Genomic DNA, 17,882 nt, shown 5'->3' with positions numbered 1-17,882 from the left:
ACTCGATCTTCTGGGTCAACGTGCCGATCGTCGTCGCCGCGATCGGATACACCGCGGTGTTCGTGCCCGAGTCCCGCGCCACGGGTGTCGCCGAGGCTCCTACGGGAGCCGGGTCTGGTGCCGTTCGGGGTCAGGCGAGCGGGCTCTCGCGGCCGGGCTGGGTGCCGATGCCGGCGGTGAACCTCGCCGGGTCGGGGACCGCGATCCAGGCTCCGCCCTGGTGGATGGAGGTCTCGGAAACGATCCCGGGGAGGGACATGTTCAGCGCGGCGTAGACGTCGACCGGCACCGAGTCCTGCGGTGGGTGGCCCTCGCGTACGGTCTCGATGAAGTCGAGGATCGGCCAGGCGTCGGCGCCCCAGTGCCCTGCCTCGGTTGGTGCGTGCGCATACCGGGTGGGCAGGAAGTCGGCCGCACAGGACTCAAGCGGATCCCACGTGTTCTCGCCGCTGCGCCCGCGCACGTACACCCGGGGTTCCTGTCCGTTTGCCCGCGCCGCCTTGTAGGCGCCGGTGGTTCCCTGCAACGAGAAGTAGTCCATCAGGTGTGGCCGGTTGGACAGCATGTCGAGGCGGGCGCGCAGCAGGGCGCCGCGCCGGGTGCGGGCGAGCAGGAGCACGGTGTCGTCGATCTCGTGTTCGGGCGCGGTGTGGTTGCCCGTGCCCACACAGCTGACGGCGACGATGCGGTCGTCGAACCACTGCAGCAGCGGGCCGAGACTGTGCGTGGGATAGGTGAAGCCGTTGCGGCCGGTCTGCCAGTACGACCGCCAACTGCGTTGCCCACCGGGGGTGTGCTGCAGGTCGCGGACGTCGTGGAGGTACTCACCCTCGCCGTAGTAGAGCTCCCCGAAGACGCCGGAGCGCGCCATCGTACGAACGATCAGGTTGGGGCGGGTGTAGCAGAGGTTCTCCGCCATGGCGTACGTTGCCGTGCTCGCTCGGACGGCGGCGACGAGCGCCTCGCTCTGGGACAGGCTCACCGCGGCGGGTACCTCCGACAGCACGTGCACGCCGGCACCGAGCGCGGCGATCGCCTGGGGCGTGTGGTGGTGCTGCGGGGAGGAGAGCACCACGGCGTCGACGCGTTCGAGCAACTCCTCGAAGCTCGTGCAGGGCGCCGGCACGTCGTACTCGCGGGAGAAGCGTTCGGCCGCCGGGGGGTCGGGGTCGTAGACCGCCCCCAGGCGAGCGGTCCCCGCCGACTCCGCCACCCGGATCCCGTCGACGAACCCTGCTCCTCGCGCCGCCCCGGCGATTCCGATCCGAAGGATGTCCTGGCCGGTCATCGGACACCTGCCTCGATGGTCAGGGTGCGTGCCTCGGTGTCTATCGTGGCTCGTGGACCGAGCGGCAGAGTAGGAAGGTCGAGTCGTTTCGCGTGGCCGACCGGAATGCCGCCGAGGATCGGAACGCCCAGCCTGGCAAGACGGTCACGGAGTACGTCGATGATGGTCCACCCGTGCACGGTGTCCTGCTCGAAGCCGGGGAACTGACCGACCGCAACGCCCCGCACTCCGTCCAGTGAACCGGACCTCAGCAGCTGGGTGAGCTGCCGGTCGACCTGGCCCAGCCCGGTGCCCTTCTGGTCCTCCACGAACAGGATCGCGCCATCCAGACTGGGCAGGCCCGCGCCGACCTCGGTGCAGATCGCGGTGAGATTGCCACCGAGGAGGAAGCCGGACGCCGTTCCCTTGAGCGTGACCTTCGCGGTGGGTGCGTCCGGGTCCGCGTGCACCGTCACGGTATCCGTGGTCATCAGCGCCCGGCGCAGGCCGTCCGCAGCGTCGGGGCCGGTGTACTCGTCGTACCAGTTGACGAACGGGCCGTGCATGCCCGCAAGCCGGCAGTGCCGCCACAACGCGAGATGCAGATGGGTGACGTCGCTGAACCCGACCAACGGTTTCGGGTCGCGCCTGGCAGCGTCGAAGTCGAGGTCGCCGGCGATGCGATAGGCACCCTTGCCGCCCCTGGTGGCGAAGAGAGCGCGTACGCCCGGGTCGCGCAGGGCCGCGTTGAGGTCGGCCAGCCGATCCTCGTCGGTGCCGGCCAGGTAGCCGACCTGGTCGAAGACGTGCTCGGCGACCTCGACCCGCAGGCCCCAGCCGGTGAGAATCTCGACGCCGCGCTCCACGCCCTCCCGGCTCGGTGGACTGGCGGGGGACACGAACCGCACGCGGTCACCGGGCCGCAACCGTGGGGGAAGCAGAGCCGACGACTCCCCGGAAGTGTTGACGCCTACGGAAGACCGAGCCGATGGGAAGGACGCGCTGCGCGGCACCATGCGGGTCAGTGTGGCAGGGGGAAGCCGATTGAACTCTGGACTGGTCAAAACAGGTTGCCCCGGTGTGCCGAAATGGACATGCTCACCCGGTGACGGGACCCCGGTTGGTGATGATCGAAGGTGTCGCGCCCGGGATCGGGAAGTCGACCCTCGCCGCCTCCCTCGCCCGCGTCCTGCGAGCAGGCGGCTCGCCGGTCGACCTGTTTCCCGAAGAGGACCTGTTCACGCGCCCGGAGTTCGCCGAGGTCGCCCAGGGCTTCCGGACCAAGGACTTCCCGACGCCGGAGCACTTCCTGCCCGCGTACGCCGCGACCTTCGAAGCGCAGCGAGCCGGGAACGCCTGGGGAATCTTCGACTGGAACTGCGCAGGCATGGCGAGCGACCTGCCGTGGGCAGCGTCGGACCCGGCCAGACTCCGAACGCTGGTGCGAGACGTACGTCTGCTCGCCGAGGAGAGGACGCCGCTCGTCGTGTCCCTGAGGGGCGACGTTCGGCAGGCAACTCGTCGGGCCGCGGCGGAACGCGGTCGCGGCTGGGTCGACTACTGGGCTCGCATCGCCGACGAGCACGGCGTGTCCGAGGGGCCGGCGTTCGAACGGATCGTCCACTACCAGGAGAGCGTGCAGGTGCTGAAGCAAGCCGACCTTGACATTCTCCGGACCACCGGCTGGCAAGTCGTCGACCTCGACGCATCGGCGTCCGCGGACGAGGTGCTCGGCCAGGCGCTGACGGCTCTCCGGCTTCCGGTGACGTCATGACCGGACAGCGCAGGCTGGAGCCGACGTCGGCGACGATCCGCTACGTGTGCGAGCAGTTCGCGCTGGACGACGGCGAGCGCGCGGGAGAGGGCAGGCTGGTCCCGATCGTGCGGGGTGCGATGGGCCGGATCTGGCGGCTGTCGATCGGCACCGACGACTACGCGGTCAAGGAACTGTTCTGGGGTCACGACGAGGCCACTGTGGTACGCGAGGCCGCCCTCCGCGACGCCGCCGCGAACGCCGGAGTCGACTCACCCGCCAACCTGCGTACGACCGACGGCCGGTACGTGTGCATCCTTCCGGCCGAACTCGGCGGCGCGGACGTGCGGGTGTTCAGCTGGGTGGAAGGGCGCCCGGTCGACGCGGGCGAACCAGGCATCGTCCGGTGGGTCGGGCACACGCTCGGGGTCCTGCACGGTCTGCGGCATTCCTACGCCGACGTCGCTCCCGACCCGTGGTACGACCAGGTGCCCACTCCGGAGCAGTGGCAAGCGTTGCTTGCCAAGGGGAAGGCAGCCCGGCGGCCCTGGGCATCCCTGCTGGAGCAGCGGATCCCGTTGCTGAACGCCCAGTGCGCACAGGTGAAACCGATCGATCGGACCGAGTTGATCTACAGCCACCTGGACTTCCAGCCGCAGAACGTGCTCGTCGACCGCTCCGGACGTCACGTGTTGCTGGACTGGGAGGACGCCGGACCGGGCATGCCGGACCGGATGCTGGCCGGCGTGCTGGCCAGCTGGTGCGCCGAGGAAGGCGTCGTCCACGCGGACCGGGTACGAGAGTTCCTGGACGCCTACCGGCTCGCCGGTGGTCACGGGCGAGTGACCGGGATGGAGTCGTTCAGCGCGAACCTCGCGGGCTACCTGAACTACGTCTCCGCCCAGGCTGCGTGCAGCCTCGACACGGAGCAGGCAGCCGACATGCGCGAGTACGCCGACCGCGCGGCCGTCGATACGCTCACCAACCCGCCGACCACCGACCTGTTCGACGAGATCCTCCGCCTCGTCGGGTGAGTCATGCCGCACCGCGCCTGAGCACCAGCGCCGACGGACGGTGACCGCGGTGACTCTGCGTGATGCCTGTCGTGAGCGCTCCACCGTTCTCCCACCGTTGATTACAAGTCTGCCAAGCGCATCGGCAAACCCTTGTTGGGTGTCTCGCGGCCGCACTACGCTGCCTGACGCTGCGGCACCGCTTCATCACCGACACGGAAGGTCGCACCACACCATGGACATGAACGACAAGCGGATCAGCCGGCGGCGCATCCTGCAGGGGGCCGTTGGTGCGGCCGCCCTCGCACCCTTCGGCGGGGCACTGGCCGGCTGCGCCGCGGGCACCACCGGCAACTCCGGTTCGAAGAAGGAACAGCCCGCCAAGTCCGGCAAGTCGGCGAGCAATCCCTTCGGCCTGGAGAAGAGCGCCGCCATCGAGGCGGTGATCTTCAACGGTGGCTACGGCTACGACTACGTGACGTTCGCCGCCAAGCAGGTCGACGGCAAGTTCTCGACCAAGACGAAGGTCACCCCGACGACGCAGATCGCCCAGCAGCTGCAGCCCCGCTTCGTCGGCGGCAACCCGCCCGACGTCATCGACAACTCCGGTGCCAACCAGATCGGCTTCAACACCATCGTCGACCAGCTGGAGTCGCTGGACGACCTGTTCGAGGCGAACAACTACGAAGGCGCCAAGATCGCCGACACGGTGTATCCCCACGTGAAGGACCCGGGGACGTTCAGCGGCAAGTTCGCCGCGATGAACTACGCGATGACCGTCTACGCCGTGTGGTACTCCAAGACGCTGTTCGACCAGAACGGCTGGACCGCTCCGAAGACCTGGGACGAGACCATCGCCCTGGGCGCGAAGGCGAAGGCCAAGGGCAAGTACCTCTTCGTGTGGGGCAAGGAGGCGGCGACCTACTACCACACGCTCGCCATGGACTCCGCCATCAAGGAGGGCGGCCCGGAGGTGCGGCTGGCGCTGGAGAACCTCGAGCCCAAGGCCTGGTCGCACCCTGCCCTGCAGCAAGTGTTCAAGGCTCTACAGACCTGCGTGCAGAAGGGCTACTTCGTCCCGGGCGGCGCGGGCACCCAGTTCACCTCCGCGCAGGCGAAGTGGAGCAATGACCAGCAGGCGATCCTCTACCCCTCCGGCGGCTGGATCGAGAACGAGATGAAGAAGGCCACCAAGGCCGACTTCAAGATGACCGGAATCCCGGAGATGACGGTCACCGACAGCCCGGAGATGCCGTACGAGTCGCTGCGCAGTGCCGCGGGTGAGCCCTTCGTCGTCCCGAGCAAGGCGAAGAACTCCGCCGGTGGCAAGGAGATCCTGCGGGCGATGCTGTCCAAGGACGCGGCGACGAACTTCAGCAAGACGCGCCTCGCCCCGACCATCGTCAAGGACACGGTGCCCGCTGACGGTTTCGGCTCGTCCGCGCTGGTGTCGCAGACCTCGATGCTGTCCGCCGCGGGCACCAACGTGTTCAACTACCAGTTCGGCACCTACTACGGCCTGAACTCCGACCAGCTGACGGTGTGGAACTCCTTCCTGTCCGGCAAGATCGATGCCTCGCAGCTGACCAAGGGCCTGCAGCAGATCAGCGACAAGGTCGCCAACGACTCCTCGGTCAAGAAGCTCAAGGTCACTACGTGAGCAGTTCCACCACCCGGCCGGCCGCCACCCGGCGGTCCGGCCGGGGACGCCGGCGTCCGCTCACCTTCGACCGGGTGAGCTTCTTCGCCGTGTTCCTCGGCCTGCCGCTGGTGATCTTCTTCGTCTTCGTCATCTCGCCGTTCGTGCAGGCGCTGTACTACTCGCTGACCGACTGGAGCGGGTTCAGCGACACGATGAACTTCGTCGGGTTCGACAACTACGTGCGCCTGTTCCAGGACGACCAGTTCGTCCAGTCGATCCAGAACAGCATCGTGCTCGGCCTGGTCGTGCCCGCGGTGACCATCGTCATGTCGCTCGTCCTGGCGACGCTGATGACCGTCGGCGGAAGTGGCACCGGCACCGTCCGCGGTCTGGGCCACTCCAACCTCTACCGGGTGGTGTCGTTCTTCCCGTACACCATTCCGGGCATCGTCATCGGCATCATCTGGGCCCAGATCTACGACCCCGCGCGCGGCATCCTCAACGCAGCGCTCACGAGCGTGGGGCTCCACGGGTTCGACAACTTCGCCTGGCTGGGCGACGCCCGCACCGCCATGGCCGCGTCGATGTTCGCCATCATCTGGAGCTTCGTCGGCTTCTACATGGTGTTGTTCATCGCCGCCATCCGCGGCATCGACCCCGACGTCTTCGAGGCCGCCCGGATCGACGGAGCGGGGCGGCTGCGCACCGCGTGGTCGATCATCGTTCCGTTGATCAGGGACAACATCCAGACGGCCTGGGTCTACCTCGGCATCGCCGCGCTCGACTCGTTCGTCTACATGGCGGCGCTGAACCCCGGCGGCGGCCCGCAGAACTCCACCCTGGTGATGGCCCAGGAACTCTTCACGACCGCCTTCACCAAGGGCAGGTTCGGCTACGCCACCGCGATGGGTGTGATGCTCGCCGTCGTCACCCTCGTGTTCGCGGCAGTGGTGTTCACCGTGAACGCCCTCACCGGCGGCCGCGACAGGGAGGCACGCCGATGACGCAGGTCACCCAGACCGCTCGGACGCGAACTCCGCGCCCGACGCGCACCGAGTCCTCCCAGGAGCGCTCGGTGGCCTACAACGTGACCGCCCACGTGCTGCTGACGATCTGGGCACTGGTGGTCCTGCTTCCGCTGCTGTGGGTCCTCGTCTCCTCGTTCAAGACGACCCAGGAGGTCCTCGGAAACCCCCTGACCTGGCCGCACCACTTCGAGTGGCAGAACTACGCCAACGCGTGGACCACGTCCGGTGTCGGACGGTACTTCCTGAACACCGTCATCGTCGTGGGCAGTGCACTGGTCATCGTAATGTTGCTGGGAGCGATGTGCTCCTACGTGCTCGCGAGGTTCAAGTTTCCGGGCAACCGGGTGGTCTACTACCTGATGCTCGGCGGCCTGACGTTCCCGGTCTTCCTGGCGATCGTCCCGCTGTTCTTCGTCCTGCAGAACTTCGGCCTGCTGAACACCCTGCCCGGGCTGATCCTCACCTACGTCGCGTTCGCGCTGCCGTTCACCGTCTTCTTCCTGCACTCGTTCTTCAAGACCCTTCCCTACGACGTGTACGAAGCGGCACGGGTCGACGGTGCGGGGGAGTGGCGGACCTTCTTCCAGGTCATGCTGCCGATGGCGCGGCCGGGCATCGCGTCGGTGGCGATCTTCAACTTCCTGGGCCTGTGGAACCAGTTCCTGTTGCCGGTCGCGCTGAACACCGACACCAGCAACTACGTGCTGACCCAGGGGATGGCGTCGTTCCAGTCCCAGGCCGGCTACTCGGTCGACTTCGGCGCGCTGTTCGCCGCCGTCGTGATCACGGTGACGCCGGTGCTCGTGGTGTACATCATCTTCCAGCGCCAGCTTCGCGGCTCCGTCGTCGCCGGGGCGGTCAAGTAACCACGAGCGTTCCCTCGTAGCGACCGGGGTGTGCTCGCAGCGCGCCCCGGTTGCCGAGGTCGGCCGCAAACGCCGTTCACCCTTTACACGCAGATGTCGTACGGACACGATGGGCGCACGCCAGCGGGGGCCCCGACTCCGACGAGGAGTGTGTGTCATGACGACAGCCGGAACACCGAACCACCGGCCGGGCCGTACGCCGGATCGAGTGGTGGAGCGAGGGCCGAGCAGACGCGACCTGTTCCGGTTCGGGCTCACCTCGGTTGCGGCGCTGTCCGTCGCCGGGTGCTCGGCGCTCTCGCTCAACCCGTCGGACAAGAACGGCGGCAAGGGTTCCGGAGGCGGCGGAAAGGCCGGCACCGGACTCAAGGAAGCACCCGCACTCAGCGACCAGGTGAAGGCCGGCAAGCTTCCGCCGCGGGCCAAGCGGATGCCGGGCAAGCCGATGGTCATCAAGCCCACCGAGCCGGGCGGAGTGTACGGCGGCACCTGGAACACCATCCTCACGTCGGTGGACGCCGACCCGCACCTGGTCGGCTCGTTGTCGTACGAACCACTGGTGCGGTGGGACGTCGACCAGACCAAGATCTCGCCGAACGTCGCCGAGTCCTGGGAGATCGGCCAGGACGGCCGGGTCTACACATTCAAGCTGCGGGCCGGCATGAAGTGGTCGGACGGGAAGCCCTACACGGCTGACGACCTGCTGTTCGGGTACGAGGACGTGCTGAGCAACAAGGACCTCTATCCGGTGATGCCCGCGCAGTTCGCGCCCGACGGTAACCCGGCGAAGCTGGAGAAGATCGACGCCACCACGGTGCGGTTCACCTTTCCCACACCGCAGGGGTTGTTCCTCGACCAGGTCGCGTCCTCGGGCGGCGCGGTCCTGCACTGCCTGCCCAAGCACTACCTCAAGCAGTTCCACAAGAAGTACAACCCGGACGCGGACAAGCTCGCCAAGGACGCGGGCCAGCCGGACTGGACGAAACTGTTCCTGAACAAGGGTGGCAGCGGCCCGACGGAGTTCGGCTCCTGGCAGAACACCGAGCTTCCGGTCATCTATCCGTGGAAGCTGTCCTCGCAGTCGGGCAACCGCCTGGTGGTCAGCCGCAATCCGTACTACTGGAAGGCCGACACCGACGGGCGGCAGCTTCCCTACCTTGACCGGGTCGTGTTCGACATCATCACCGACCCGCAGGTCAGCACGCTCAAGCTCAGCCAGGGCGACTACAGCCTGGTCACGCCCGGGCTGGTCACCCTGCAGAGCAAGCCGGTCTTCGCTCGCGGGCGGGAGAAGGGGAGCTTCCACTTCATCGCGATCGGTTCGTCGCGGATGAACGACGCGACGTTCCTGCTCAACCAGACGCACAAGGACCCGGCGATGCGGGAAGTCATGCGGAACAAGGACTTCCGCATCGGCCTGTCGTACGCCCTGGACCGCCAGGAGATCATCAAGGTCGTCCTTCTCAACCAGGGTGAGCCGTGGCAGACCTCGCCCCGCAAGGAGTCCGGGCTCTACCTCCAGCAACTCGCCAAGCAGTACACCCAGCACGACCCGGCGAAGGCAAACGAGCACCTGGACAAGGCGGGCTACCGGCAGCGCGACAGCGACGGCTTCCGGCTGCGCCCGGACGGCAGGCGGCTGGGCTTCACCGTCGAGGTGCGTACGAACTTCAACCCGCTGTGGGCCGACGTCGCCCAGCTCGCGTCCGGCTACTGGAAGAAGGTCGGCGTCGACGTGCAGGTGAAGGTGGAGGACGCCACCCTGCTGTTCAACCGGGTCGACGCGAACAACCACGACGCGGTGATGGACGACGGCGACGGCGGCGACCTGCCGATGCTCAGCCCGGGCTGGTACTTCCCGGTGGACGCCGGTGCGGCGTACGCGGTGGAGTGGGGCCGGTGGTACGAGTCGAAGGGCGCGCAGGGGCAGAAGCCACCGGCCGGCCCGCTGCGGCAGATGCGGTTGTTCGACCAGATCAAGATCACGCCGGACAAGCAGAAGCGCGACGAGCTCTTCATGCAGATTCTGCGCATCTCCCAGGAGGAGTTCTACGTGATCGGGACGGTGCTGCCGGAGGCGAGGTACAACGTCGTCCAGAACGCCTTGCACGGCGTCGGCGGGGAGATGATCGACGACTGCTGCGAGCCCGGGCCGTCCGCGCCCGAGCAGTACTTCTGGAAGAAGTCGTAGGGCGCTGCCCTCCGGCTCTGCTGTGCGGCGGTGCCCTTTCCGGCCACGCGTTGTCCTGGTTGGGGCATCGCCGGGCATCGCGCGGGCGCCGGTATCCGGGTAGCGTGCAGCACAGTTTCCCGGGGCGTGTTCGACCATGCCCTCAAGGCCCGAGGTGATGCGAGGCAGCTTTGCGAACCGTGTCCGTGAACCGGCTGACCGCCGCCTACGACGTCGGCCGACCGGTCCTGCAGGACGTGACGGTGACCGTGGAGCCGGGCCAGATGCTGGCGGTCACCGGACGCTCCGGCGCGGGCAAGTCCACGTTGCTGTCCACCATCGCGGGCCTGCTGCGCCCCGCCGAGGGAACGGTCACGCTGGACGGCGAGCCGCTGGGCGACCGCGACCGGGCCGTCGCCCAGGGTGTGGTGCTGGTGCCGCAGGACAACGGTCTGGCCACGTTCCTGACCGCCGGTGAGAACGTCGAGGTGGCGCTGCTGGCCAACGGCCGCGGCCCGGCGGAATCCCGCCGGCTCACCGTCGAGTGCCTCACGGCTCTGGGGCTCGCCGGTCAGCGCGACCAACTGGTGGAGGAACTGTCCGGCGGCCAGCAGCAGCGCACCGCGATCGCCCGCGGCCTCGCCCTGCGCGGAGACGTCCTCCTCGCCGACGAGGTGACCAGCGAGCTCGACGCGGTCTCCCGCCAGACCGTGATGGACCTGTTGCGCAAGGAAGCCGACCGGGGAGCGGCCGTGGTGTTCGCGACCCACGACCCGGACGCCGCCGCCGTGTGCGACGCCGAGCTTCACCTCGTCGACGGGCGCGCCGAGATCGTCCGGTCCGAGCCCCTGGTGGACGCTCCGACCGCGGTCCGCCCGAACGCGTCCACGACGGCAAGGGCCTAGGCGACGGCATGTGGGCGGTGCTTCGGGGCGCACTGGCTGCCCGGCGTGGGCCGGCGATCGTGGTCATGCTGGTGGCGTTGCTCGCCGGCGCGGCGGTCACGGCCGCACCCTTCTACGCCGTGAAGGCCCAGCAACAGGTCGGCGTGGCCGCGGTGGGAAGCGCCCCGGTCGAGCAGCGGCTGGTCTCGGTGAGCTGGCTGTCGGCTTGGCGCGGTACGAGCGACACCGCGTCCCAGACCGCCATGGAGGATGCCCGGAAGGCCTTCCGGCCACCGGGGTTCGCCACGATCGACGGCGCGTTCGCACCGGGTGGTGTGCGCCGCGTGGGGGTCAAGAGCCCGGCGGCCGTGGTCAAGGTCGCCTACCGCGACGACGTGTACCGCCATCTCACGGTCACCGGGTCCCGCCCGACCGGCGCCGGTCAGGTCGTACTCCCGGCGGCCTTCGCCAGTCAGCTGTCCCTGAAGGTCGGTGACGATCTCATCCTCACCGGCGGGAAGAAGCCGAGCCGGGCCCGGCTTGTCGGCGTCTACCGTGTGATCGACCCCAGCGAGCCGTACTGGGCCGACGGCTACCTCGTCGGCCTCGGCTCCGACGACCGCAGCAAGCAGGCGACGGCGTTCACCGTCCCGGCCACGATGCGCGGCTGGGAACAGACCACCTACACCTACGACCTGCTCGCCTCACCCGCGGCGTTCGCCACGATGAACACTGACGGGCTCGCGTCACAGATCAACGCCGACCTGTCGACCCTCGGGCAGCAGGGGTTCTCCACCAGCATCACCGGTCTGGACGGCCTGCTCGACCGGATCTCCCAGGATCGGCGCAACGTCCTCGCCGGCGTGGGCGTCGGCGTGGTGGTGCTGTTGCTGCTCACGTGGTTCGCCCTGGCCGTGGTGGTCCGGGAGGCCGCGGTGCAGATCCGCGGGGACGTCGGCTGGTGGCGGCTGCACGGGGCGCCGTCGGGTCGCGGCTGGGTGCTCGTCCTCGGGCAGAGCGTGGTGCCGTTGGTGGGTGGAGCGGTGGTCGGTGCGGCCGCGGGCTTCGCCGTCGGCCGCACCATGGCGGGAACGCTCGACGCCGCCGGCCAGCGCACCGCCCTGCTGTTGGCCTTGTTGCTGCTCGGGCTGACCCTGGTGGGCGGGCTCGTCGCGGTGGTCGCCGCCCAGGTCGGCACGTTGCTGACCCCGGCGCGCGACCTGCTGCGGCGGATCCCCACCCGCCGTCCCGGCTGGCGGCGTTCACTGGTGGACATCGTGCTCGTCGGCCTCTCGGTGTACGGCGTCGTGCAGGCCGTCGTGGTCGGCGGCAGCGTGGAGGGGCTTCCGCTGCTCGCGCCCGGCCTGGTCGCGCTGGCTGTCGCGCTGGTCGCCGCCTGGGGAGTGCCGCCGCTGGCCAACTCGCTCACCCTCCGCGCCCGCCAGGCCGGCCGCCCGGCGATGGCGCTGATCGCGGCCCTGACCGCGCGGCGGCCGGAGACACACCGGCTGTTCGCGCTGGTGGTGGTGGCGATCGCGCTGGTCACCACCGCGTTCGTCGGCTGGGACACCACCAACCGCACCCAGGAGCAGCGGGCCGCGCTCGAGCTCGGCGCCGACCGGGTGCTGACCGTCGACGCCGACGACCCGGCGCAGCTGATGGCCGCGGTGCGCGCCGCCGACCCGAGCGGGAAGTACGCCATGGCCGTCGTCGACCAGCCGGGGGAGAGCAGCGGCGACCCGTCGGTGCTGGCGATGGACACCACCCGGCTGTCCGTGGTCACCGGATGGCGGAAGGAGTACGGCGGGGAGCCTGCGACGGTCGCCGCCGCGCTGCGCCCGTCCGCACCGCACCCGGTCACCCTGCGCACCGGCCGGCTCGTCGTCGACGCGTCCGGCCAGGACCCCGACGGTGAGCCGCTGCACCTGCGGGTCCGGTTGCGTACCGCCGAGGACGGCAAGCCGGTCGACGCCATCGTCGGTCCGCTGACGGACACCCGGAAGGCCTACACCGCCGACGTGGGAAAGTGCACGGCCGGCTGCCGGCTGGTCGGTGTCCAGGTGCTGGGGGACCGGCGGGCCGACGGCGCCACCGGCGACGTCGCCGACCCGACCGGCGTGGGGTACGAGCCCGCGACGGCGGGTGCGCGGGTCGACCTGTATCCGGCGGGCGGTGGGAGTTTGGCCGGCGCTTCGGGCACGGGCGTCCGTGCCACCGGAGCGGCCGCCGAGCGGTCGTCGTTGCCGGCGGCGCTGCTCGCCGCGCCCGCACGCTGGCGGCCCGCGGTCGGCCCCCGCGACCTCGGCCCCACGATCGCCGCCGGGAAGGACAGCCTGCGCCTCACCGTCTCCCAGCCGCCGGAGAACGTCCCGCTCGACCGCAACGACTGGGCGTTCGTCGCGGACACCCCGGTGCTGCTGCCCGCGCTCGTCGCCGGCTGGCGGCCCGACCCGGCCGAGGAGACCCGGCTGATCCCGCTGCCCGGCGCGGCGGTGCCCGCCCAGATCGTCCGGACCGGCTCGCTCGTACCCCGCCACGACAAGGTGGGCACGATCGTCGACCTCACCTACGCCGAGCGGCTGGTGCCGTTCCCGCTCGCGGGCTCGGGGTTCCCGCAGGTGTGGCTGTCCGCCGACGCACCCGCGTCGGTCGTCGGGAGCCTGCGTGACCACGGGCTGACGACCCTGCGGGAGGAGTCGATGTCCACCCGACTGACCCAGTTGCGCGCGGAGGGCAGCGCTGTCGGCGTGCGTTTCCAGGTCGCGGTCGCGCTGGTCGGGCTGCTGCTTGCTGCCGGCGCCGTCCTGATCGACGCCGCCCGTGAACGCCCCGGCCGGGCGGCCGAACTCGCCGCTCTGCGTGCCCAGGGTGTCGGCGCGCGCGCTATCCGCGCCGTCGGCTACGGCTCGCTCGGAACCCTCGTGGGTACGGCAGCGGTGATCGGGCTCGTTGCCGGAGTCGCCGGCGCCGCGGTCGACCGGATCCTGTACCCCGGCTTCGTCGACGGCTGGAACGTCCTGCCCACCGTGGACGCGCGCGGCTACCCGGTCCTGGCCGCCGCGCTGGCCGCCGTCGTCGTCCTGGGCTCGGTCGTCGTCGCGTCCGGTTCCGCTCTCGTACGCCGGGCGCGGCCATGATCGCGGTCGTCCTCGCGCAGCTGGCCACCCGCTGGGGCCAGGCGCTGACCCTGTTCGTCCTGTCGATGGCGGCCACGCTCGCCGCGGTGTGCGTACCCGCGTTCGCGGTGGCCATCGACCGGGCCGCCATCCGCAACGAGGTCGCCGTCGCCGACAACGCCGACCGCACGGTCTCGATGCCACCGCTGTCGGTGGACTCGCCCAACCCGCGTACCGACGTGCTCGAGTCGGCCGACGGCCTGCAGACCTACACCGACGCGCGGTCCCGGCTGAAGGGCTTCACCCCGGTCACCACGGCACAGCTCCACGTGCGGGGGATCGAGCGCGGCCGCCCGAACGCCGAACCACGCAGCCTGCTCGCTCGGGACGGCTTCTGCAGGCACGTGACGTTCAGGCAGGGGCGGTGCCCGGTGGGCAGCCGGGAGGTCGCCCTGCCGGCCTCGCTGGTCCCCGAGGCCAAGGTCCACGCCGGTGACGAGGTGACGCTCACTCCGGTACGCCGCAAGGACCAGACGTGGGAACCGGACGGCCCGGCGGTCGCGCTCACCGTCGTCGGGGTCTTCGAGGCGGACAACCCGAAGTCGGCGTACTGGTCGCTGGAGGACCCGCTCGGCCGGCTCGGCCAGGCCGCGATCATGACCAACCGGGCGACCACCGGCAGCCTGCTGCACCGGCAGGAGACGCTCTACCTCGACTCGATCATGCCGACCGGCCTGCTCACCCCGGAGCGCGTACCGGCGGTGCGTTCGCAGCTCGACGCGGCCGAACGCCGGCTCGTCCAGGACGACCCGTACGGCGGCGGCCTGCTGTCGACCATGCCGTCCCTGCTGGACCGGATCGAGTCCCACGGCAAGCACGCCCGCGCGCTGCTTCCGATCGCCGCGGCGCCGCTGATCGCCCTGTGCTGGTTCGTCATTCACCTCGCCGTCGGTCACGGCATCTGGGGCCGACGGCAGGAGCTCGGCGCGGTCGCACTGCGGGGTGCGCGGTGGCCGACGCGGGCGCTGAGCATGTCGGCAGAGAGCCTGTTGCCGCTGCTGGCCGGCGTACCCGTCGGTCTGCTGGTCACCGGTCTGCTCGTCACCCTCACCGTGTCGGGGGAGACCGGCCTGGTGGGCATCGACCGGGCCCAGCTGCTCGCGGCCGGGGTCGCCGCCACCGGGACGATCGTCGCCGCCCTGCTCGCTCTGCGCCGGGAACTCTCCGCGCCGGTCGGCGCGCTGCTGCGCCAGGTCCCCTCCCGTTCCCGCCGCGTCGTCGTGGCGGCGGTGGAGGTGGTCGTGGTCGCGCTCGGCGTCGTGGTCGTGGCCGAGACGCGCTCCCTCGGCGGATCCCTCGTCGGGGTGATGGTCGCCGCTCCGGTCGTGGTCGTGCTCGCGGTGGCGATGCTGGTGTCGCTGGGAGTCCGGCCGCTGATCGGCATGATCGGCCGGTGGTCGCTGCGCCGTGGGCGGATCGGTCCGTCGGTCGCGGCGTTCTACCTCGCCCGCCGGCCGGGTTCGGTGCAGCTGCTGGTCGTCCTCGCGCTGGCGTTCGGCACGTTCGGGTTCGCCGTGACCACCACGGACGTGGCCGCGCAGGGACGGCAGGCGACTGCCGAGCAACTGCTCGGAGCCGAACGCGTCCTCGAGGTCCAAGACGTCGACCGGACCGAACTCCTGCGCGCGGTGCGGACCGCCGACCCGACCGGCCGGCACGCGATGGCGGTGGTGTCCGCGCCGAGCGGGGACGGATCCCAGCCTCCGGTGCTCGGCGTCGACGCCACCAGGCTGGCAAAGGTCGGCCGGTGGCCCGCTGGTTCGGGCAACGGCGACGGGCCCAGCCCGGCGAAGCTCGCGAGCCTGCTGCGCCCGCCCGCGCCGGCGACGATCTACGTGGGCAACGGCGAGTTGACAGTACGCCTGGAGCCCGACCCCTTCACCGCCGACGGAACGCTCTCGGCCACCGTGTTGCTGCGGACCACGCAGAACGACCAGGTGGCGGTGAAGTTCGGGCCGGTGTCGGGCGGGAAGCCGATCTACCGTGCCCAGGTCAGCGAGTGTCAGGACAGGTGCCGGCTGGCCGGGATCAGCATCAGCACCACCGCGGTGGGGGCCCAGCGGATCGGGGTCAACCTCGCCGCCCTGCGGTTGAACGGCAAGGACGTGCTGACCCGGGCCGAGCTCGCCGACCCCCGCCGCTGGCGTACGTCGCAGAGCGGTCCGGTCACCGACCAGCTGCGCATCATCGGCGACGAGGACGGCCTGCTGCTGACCCAGAGTTCGCCGCGGTCCGGCCACGACTACGTACTCCGCGCGGTCGACGTGCCGTACCCGCTGCCCGCGATCACCGCCGGCACCATGCCCGGCAAGCAGCTGACCAACATCGACGGCGAGCCGGTCGACTTCGTGGCGAAGGCGAAGGTGGCGACCCTTCCCGGCGTCGGCTCCAAGGGCGCGCTGATCGACCTCACCTACGCCGAACGACTGACCGCCGAGCCGGGCTTCGCCACGACACCCCAGGTCTGGCTCGCACCCGGCACCCCCAACCAGATCCTCGACCGGTTGCGCAAGGAGGGGTTGGCGATCGTCTCCGACCGTACGGTCGGTGGGGTGCGCGACTCGCTGGAGAAGTCCGGTGCCGCGATGGCCCTGCACGCCTACCAGCTGGCGGCGGGAGTGACCGTCCTCGTCGGGCTCGGCGCCCTGGCCCTGGTGGTGGCCGTCGACCGGCGGACCTGGAACCCCGGCATGCGCGCGCTCCGCATCCAGGGTGCGACCGAACGCCTGACCACGGGCGCGGCGCTGTGGTCGTACGGCGGCATCGTGGTGACCAGTGCGGTCACCGGCGCGATCGCCGCCGCCGTGGCATGGTTTGCCACCAGCAGAAAGCTTCCGCTCGGGGTCGACGCGTCGCTGCTGGCCAACTGGCCGCGCTGGGCGCACGTCGCAGTGCTGGAGCTGCTGGTGCTGGGAGTGCTCGTCGCGGGCGCGGTCGCCGGCGGCTGGTGGCAGCGCCGCCTGGTCGAGGGACGGCTGGTCGAAGGGCGACTGGCCGAGGGACGGCAGGAGGCGGGTGGCTGATGGGCTTGGCGGTGGCATGCCGAAGAGTCGTGCACATCTACCGGATCGAGGGCTCCGACGTCGTCGCGCTGTCCGGTGTCGACCTGTCGATCAACTCCGGTGAGATGGTGGCGCTGGTCGGCCCGTCCGGGTCGGGCAAGTCGACGCTGATCTCCCTGCTGTCCGGGCTGATGCGGCCGTCGGCCGGCCGGATCGTGGTCGGTGGGTACGACATCGGGAAGCTGAGCGACGCGGAGCTGAACCGCCTGCGCGGCACCGAGATCGGGGTCGTCCTGCAGGGTTCCGCGCGCAACCTGCTGCCGTACGCCAGTCTGGTGCGCAACGTCTGGCTCGCCCAGCGCAGGGCCGCCGCCACCAAGGGCATCGAGCTCGCCGAACCCGAGCAGATCCTCGACCTGGTGGGGCTTTCGGCGATGGCCAGGTCGAAACCGCCCGAGCTCACCCGCGGAGAACAACAGCGTGCCGCCCTGGCCGTCGGTATCGCGGCCGGGCCCGGACTGCTGCTCGTGGACGAGCCGACCAGCCAGCTCGACACCGCCGGGCGCGACGAGGTGGTGGCCGCACTGAAGTCGGTGAACGCCCTGCGCGACACCACGATCGTCGTCGTCACCCACGACCCGGAGGTGGGCACCCAGCTCGGCCGGGTCGTCACCATTCGCGACGGCCGCGTCGGTGCGGAGGGTCGCGACGGGCAGGACTTCGCCGTCGTCGCCGGTGACGGGACGGTCCAGTTGCCGCCGGAGACGCTCGGTGAGTTCCCGCCCGGGACGCTCTTCCTGGTCGACCACGAAGAAGGAGTCGTACGCCTGCACTCCGACGGCGACTGACGACGCGGGCTGGCGACACGGGCGGCCGGGAACGGTTTCGGCCTTGCGTCAACGCGCGGTTGCGTTCTCGGTGGTCGTCTCACCGGAGTTCTCGGTGGCGGCGATGGTCCGGAGGAGGACTTCCCGAGCGGTCGCCAGATCGGCGGCGCGCTGGTCGAGAACGGACAGCTGGTCGCGCAGGCTGTCGAGAACGCCGGGCACGGACGAAGTGTCGCGTCGCCGGAGGCGCACGG

At 70.2% G+C, this 17,882-nt stretch carries 13 protein-coding genes; 10 read left to right on the top strand and 3 right to left on the bottom strand.

What is annotated here, in order from left to right; all coding sequences use genetic code 11:
• Nucleotides 1-130: 130 nt before the first annotated feature.
• Nucleotides 131-1,288 (bottom strand): Gfo/Idh/MocA family oxidoreductase, encoded by a 1,158-nt coding sequence (locus tag ABZV93_RS24000; protein ID WP_354939864.1) that lies wholly within the window; start codon nucleotides 1,286-1,288, stop codon nucleotides 131-133.
• Nucleotides 1,285-2,175: an LD-carboxypeptidase gene (locus ABZV93_RS23995; protein ID WP_354939862.1), complete on the bottom strand. Its 891-nt coding sequence runs from the start codon at nucleotides 2,173-2,175 to the stop codon at nucleotides 1,285-1,287. Before ABZV93_RS23995 ends, ABZV93_RS24000 begins: the two co-directional genes overlap by 4 nt.
• Before the next feature lie 197 nt (nucleotides 2,176-2,372).
• On the opposite strand from ABZV93_RS23995, the gene ABZV93_RS23990 reads away from it, so the two are divergent.
• The 10 genes from ABZV93_RS23990 (at nucleotide 2,373) to ABZV93_RS23945 (ending at nucleotide 17,649) form a co-directional block, all read left to right on the top strand.
• Nucleotides 2,373-3,041, top strand: coding sequence for a hypothetical protein (locus tag ABZV93_RS23990; protein WP_354939859.1), 669 nt, complete (start codon nucleotides 2,373-2,375; stop codon nucleotides 3,039-3,041).
• On the top strand, nucleotides 3,038-4,054 hold the full coding sequence (locus tag ABZV93_RS23985; protein ID WP_354939856.1) for a phosphotransferase: 1,017 nt from the start codon (nucleotides 3,038-3,040) through the stop codon (nucleotides 4,052-4,054). The genes ABZV93_RS23990 and ABZV93_RS23985 overlap by 4 nt, the downstream gene beginning before the upstream one ends.
• A gap of 220 nt (nucleotides 4,055-4,274) precedes the next feature.
• A complete protein-coding gene (gene ngcE / locus ABZV93_RS23980; RefSeq protein WP_354939853.1) occupies nucleotides 4,275-5,693 on the top strand; it encodes an N-acetylglucosamine/diacetylchitobiose ABC transporter substrate-binding protein in 1,419 nt (472 codons plus the stop codon).
• On the top strand, nucleotides 5,690-6,679 hold the full coding sequence (locus tag ABZV93_RS23975; RefSeq protein WP_354939850.1) for a sugar ABC transporter permease: 990 nt from the start codon (nucleotides 5,690-5,692) through the stop codon (nucleotides 6,677-6,679). Before ngcE ends, ABZV93_RS23975 begins: the two co-directional genes overlap by 4 nt.
• Nucleotides 6,676-7,569: a carbohydrate ABC transporter permease gene (locus ABZV93_RS23970; RefSeq protein WP_354939847.1), complete on the top strand. Its 894-nt coding sequence runs from the start codon at nucleotides 6,676-6,678 to the stop codon at nucleotides 7,567-7,569. The genes ABZV93_RS23975 and ABZV93_RS23970 overlap by 4 nt, the downstream gene beginning before the upstream one ends.
• Nucleotides 7,570-7,726: 157 nt before the next feature.
• The gene (locus tag ABZV93_RS23965; protein ID WP_354939845.1) at nucleotides 7,727-9,760 is read left to right on the top strand and encodes an ABC transporter substrate-binding protein; all 2,034 of its coding nucleotides are present in this window, start codon (nucleotides 7,727-7,729) and stop codon (nucleotides 9,758-9,760) included.
• A 179-nt stretch (nucleotides 9,761-9,939) separates the two neighbouring features.
• Nucleotides 9,940-10,644 carry an ATP-binding cassette domain-containing protein gene (locus ABZV93_RS23960; RefSeq protein ID WP_354939843.1) on the top strand — a complete coding sequence of 235 codons (705 nt, stop codon included), beginning with the start codon at nucleotides 9,940-9,942 and terminating at the stop codon, nucleotides 10,642-10,644.
• 8 nt (nucleotides 10,645-10,652) lie between these two features.
• On the top strand, nucleotides 10,653-13,760 hold the full coding sequence (locus tag ABZV93_RS23955) for a hypothetical protein (RefSeq protein ID WP_354939841.1): 3,108 nt from the start codon (nucleotides 10,653-10,655) through the stop codon (nucleotides 13,758-13,760).
• A complete protein-coding gene (locus ABZV93_RS23950) occupies nucleotides 13,757-16,822 on the top strand; it encodes a hypothetical protein (RefSeq protein ID WP_354939840.1) in 3,066 nt (1,021 codons plus the stop codon). Before ABZV93_RS23955 ends, ABZV93_RS23950 begins: the two co-directional genes overlap by 4 nt.
• On the top strand, nucleotides 16,822-17,649 hold the full coding sequence (locus ABZV93_RS23945) for an ATP-binding cassette domain-containing protein (protein WP_354939838.1): 828 nt from the start codon (nucleotides 16,822-16,824) through the stop codon (nucleotides 17,647-17,649). Before ABZV93_RS23950 ends, ABZV93_RS23945 begins: the two co-directional genes overlap by 1 nt.
• A 48-nt stretch (nucleotides 17,650-17,697) precedes the next feature.
• Here the strand turns inward: ABZV93_RS23945 and ABZV93_RS23940 are convergent, their stop codons facing one another.
• On the bottom strand, nucleotides 17,698-17,850 hold the full coding sequence (locus ABZV93_RS23940; RefSeq protein WP_354939836.1) for a hypothetical protein: 153 nt from the start codon (nucleotides 17,848-17,850) through the stop codon (nucleotides 17,698-17,700).
• Nucleotides 17,851-17,882: the final 32 nt, after the last annotated feature.

Source organism: Actinopolymorpha sp. NPDC004070, from assembly GCF_040610475.1.
Taxonomy (GTDB): Bacteria; Actinomycetota; Actinomycetes; order Propionibacteriales; family Actinopolymorphaceae; genus Actinopolymorpha.
The sequence above is the reverse complement of the archived record's forward strand: the minus strand, read 5'-3'. Positions and strand labels throughout refer to the sequence as shown.

What these genes read in the sequence shown, in the direction of transcription:
- ngcE (WP_354939853.1), top strand. Translation starts at nt 4,275, where the DNA reads ATGAACGACAAGCGGATCAGCCGGCGGCGCATCCTGCAGGGGGCCGTT.
- ABZV93_RS23965 (WP_354939845.1), top strand. Translation starts at nt 7,727, where the DNA reads ATGACGACAGCCGGAACACCGAACCACCGGCCGGGCCGTACGCCGGAT.
- ABZV93_RS23970 (WP_354939847.1), top strand. Translation starts at nt 6,676, where the DNA reads ATGACGCAGGTCACCCAGACCGCTCGGACGCGAACTCCGCGCCCGACG.
- ABZV93_RS23950 (WP_354939840.1), top strand. Translation starts at nt 13,757, where the DNA reads ATGATCGCGGTCGTCCTCGCGCAGCTGGCCACCCGCTGGGGCCAGGCG.
- ABZV93_RS23945 (WP_354939838.1), top strand. Translation starts at nt 16,822, where the DNA reads ATGGGCTTGGCGGTGGCATGCCGAAGAGTCGTGCACATCTACCGGATC.
- ABZV93_RS24000 (WP_354939864.1), bottom strand. Translation starts at nt 1,288, where the DNA reads ATGACCGGCCAGGACATCCTTCGGATCGGAATCGCCGGGGCGGCGCGA.
- ABZV93_RS23985 (WP_354939856.1), top strand. Translation starts at nt 3,038, where the DNA reads ATGACCGGACAGCGCAGGCTGGAGCCGACGTCGGCGACGATCCGCTAC.
- ABZV93_RS23955 (WP_354939841.1), top strand. Translation starts at nt 10,653, where the DNA reads ATGTGGGCGGTGCTTCGGGGCGCACTGGCTGCCCGGCGTGGGCCGGCG.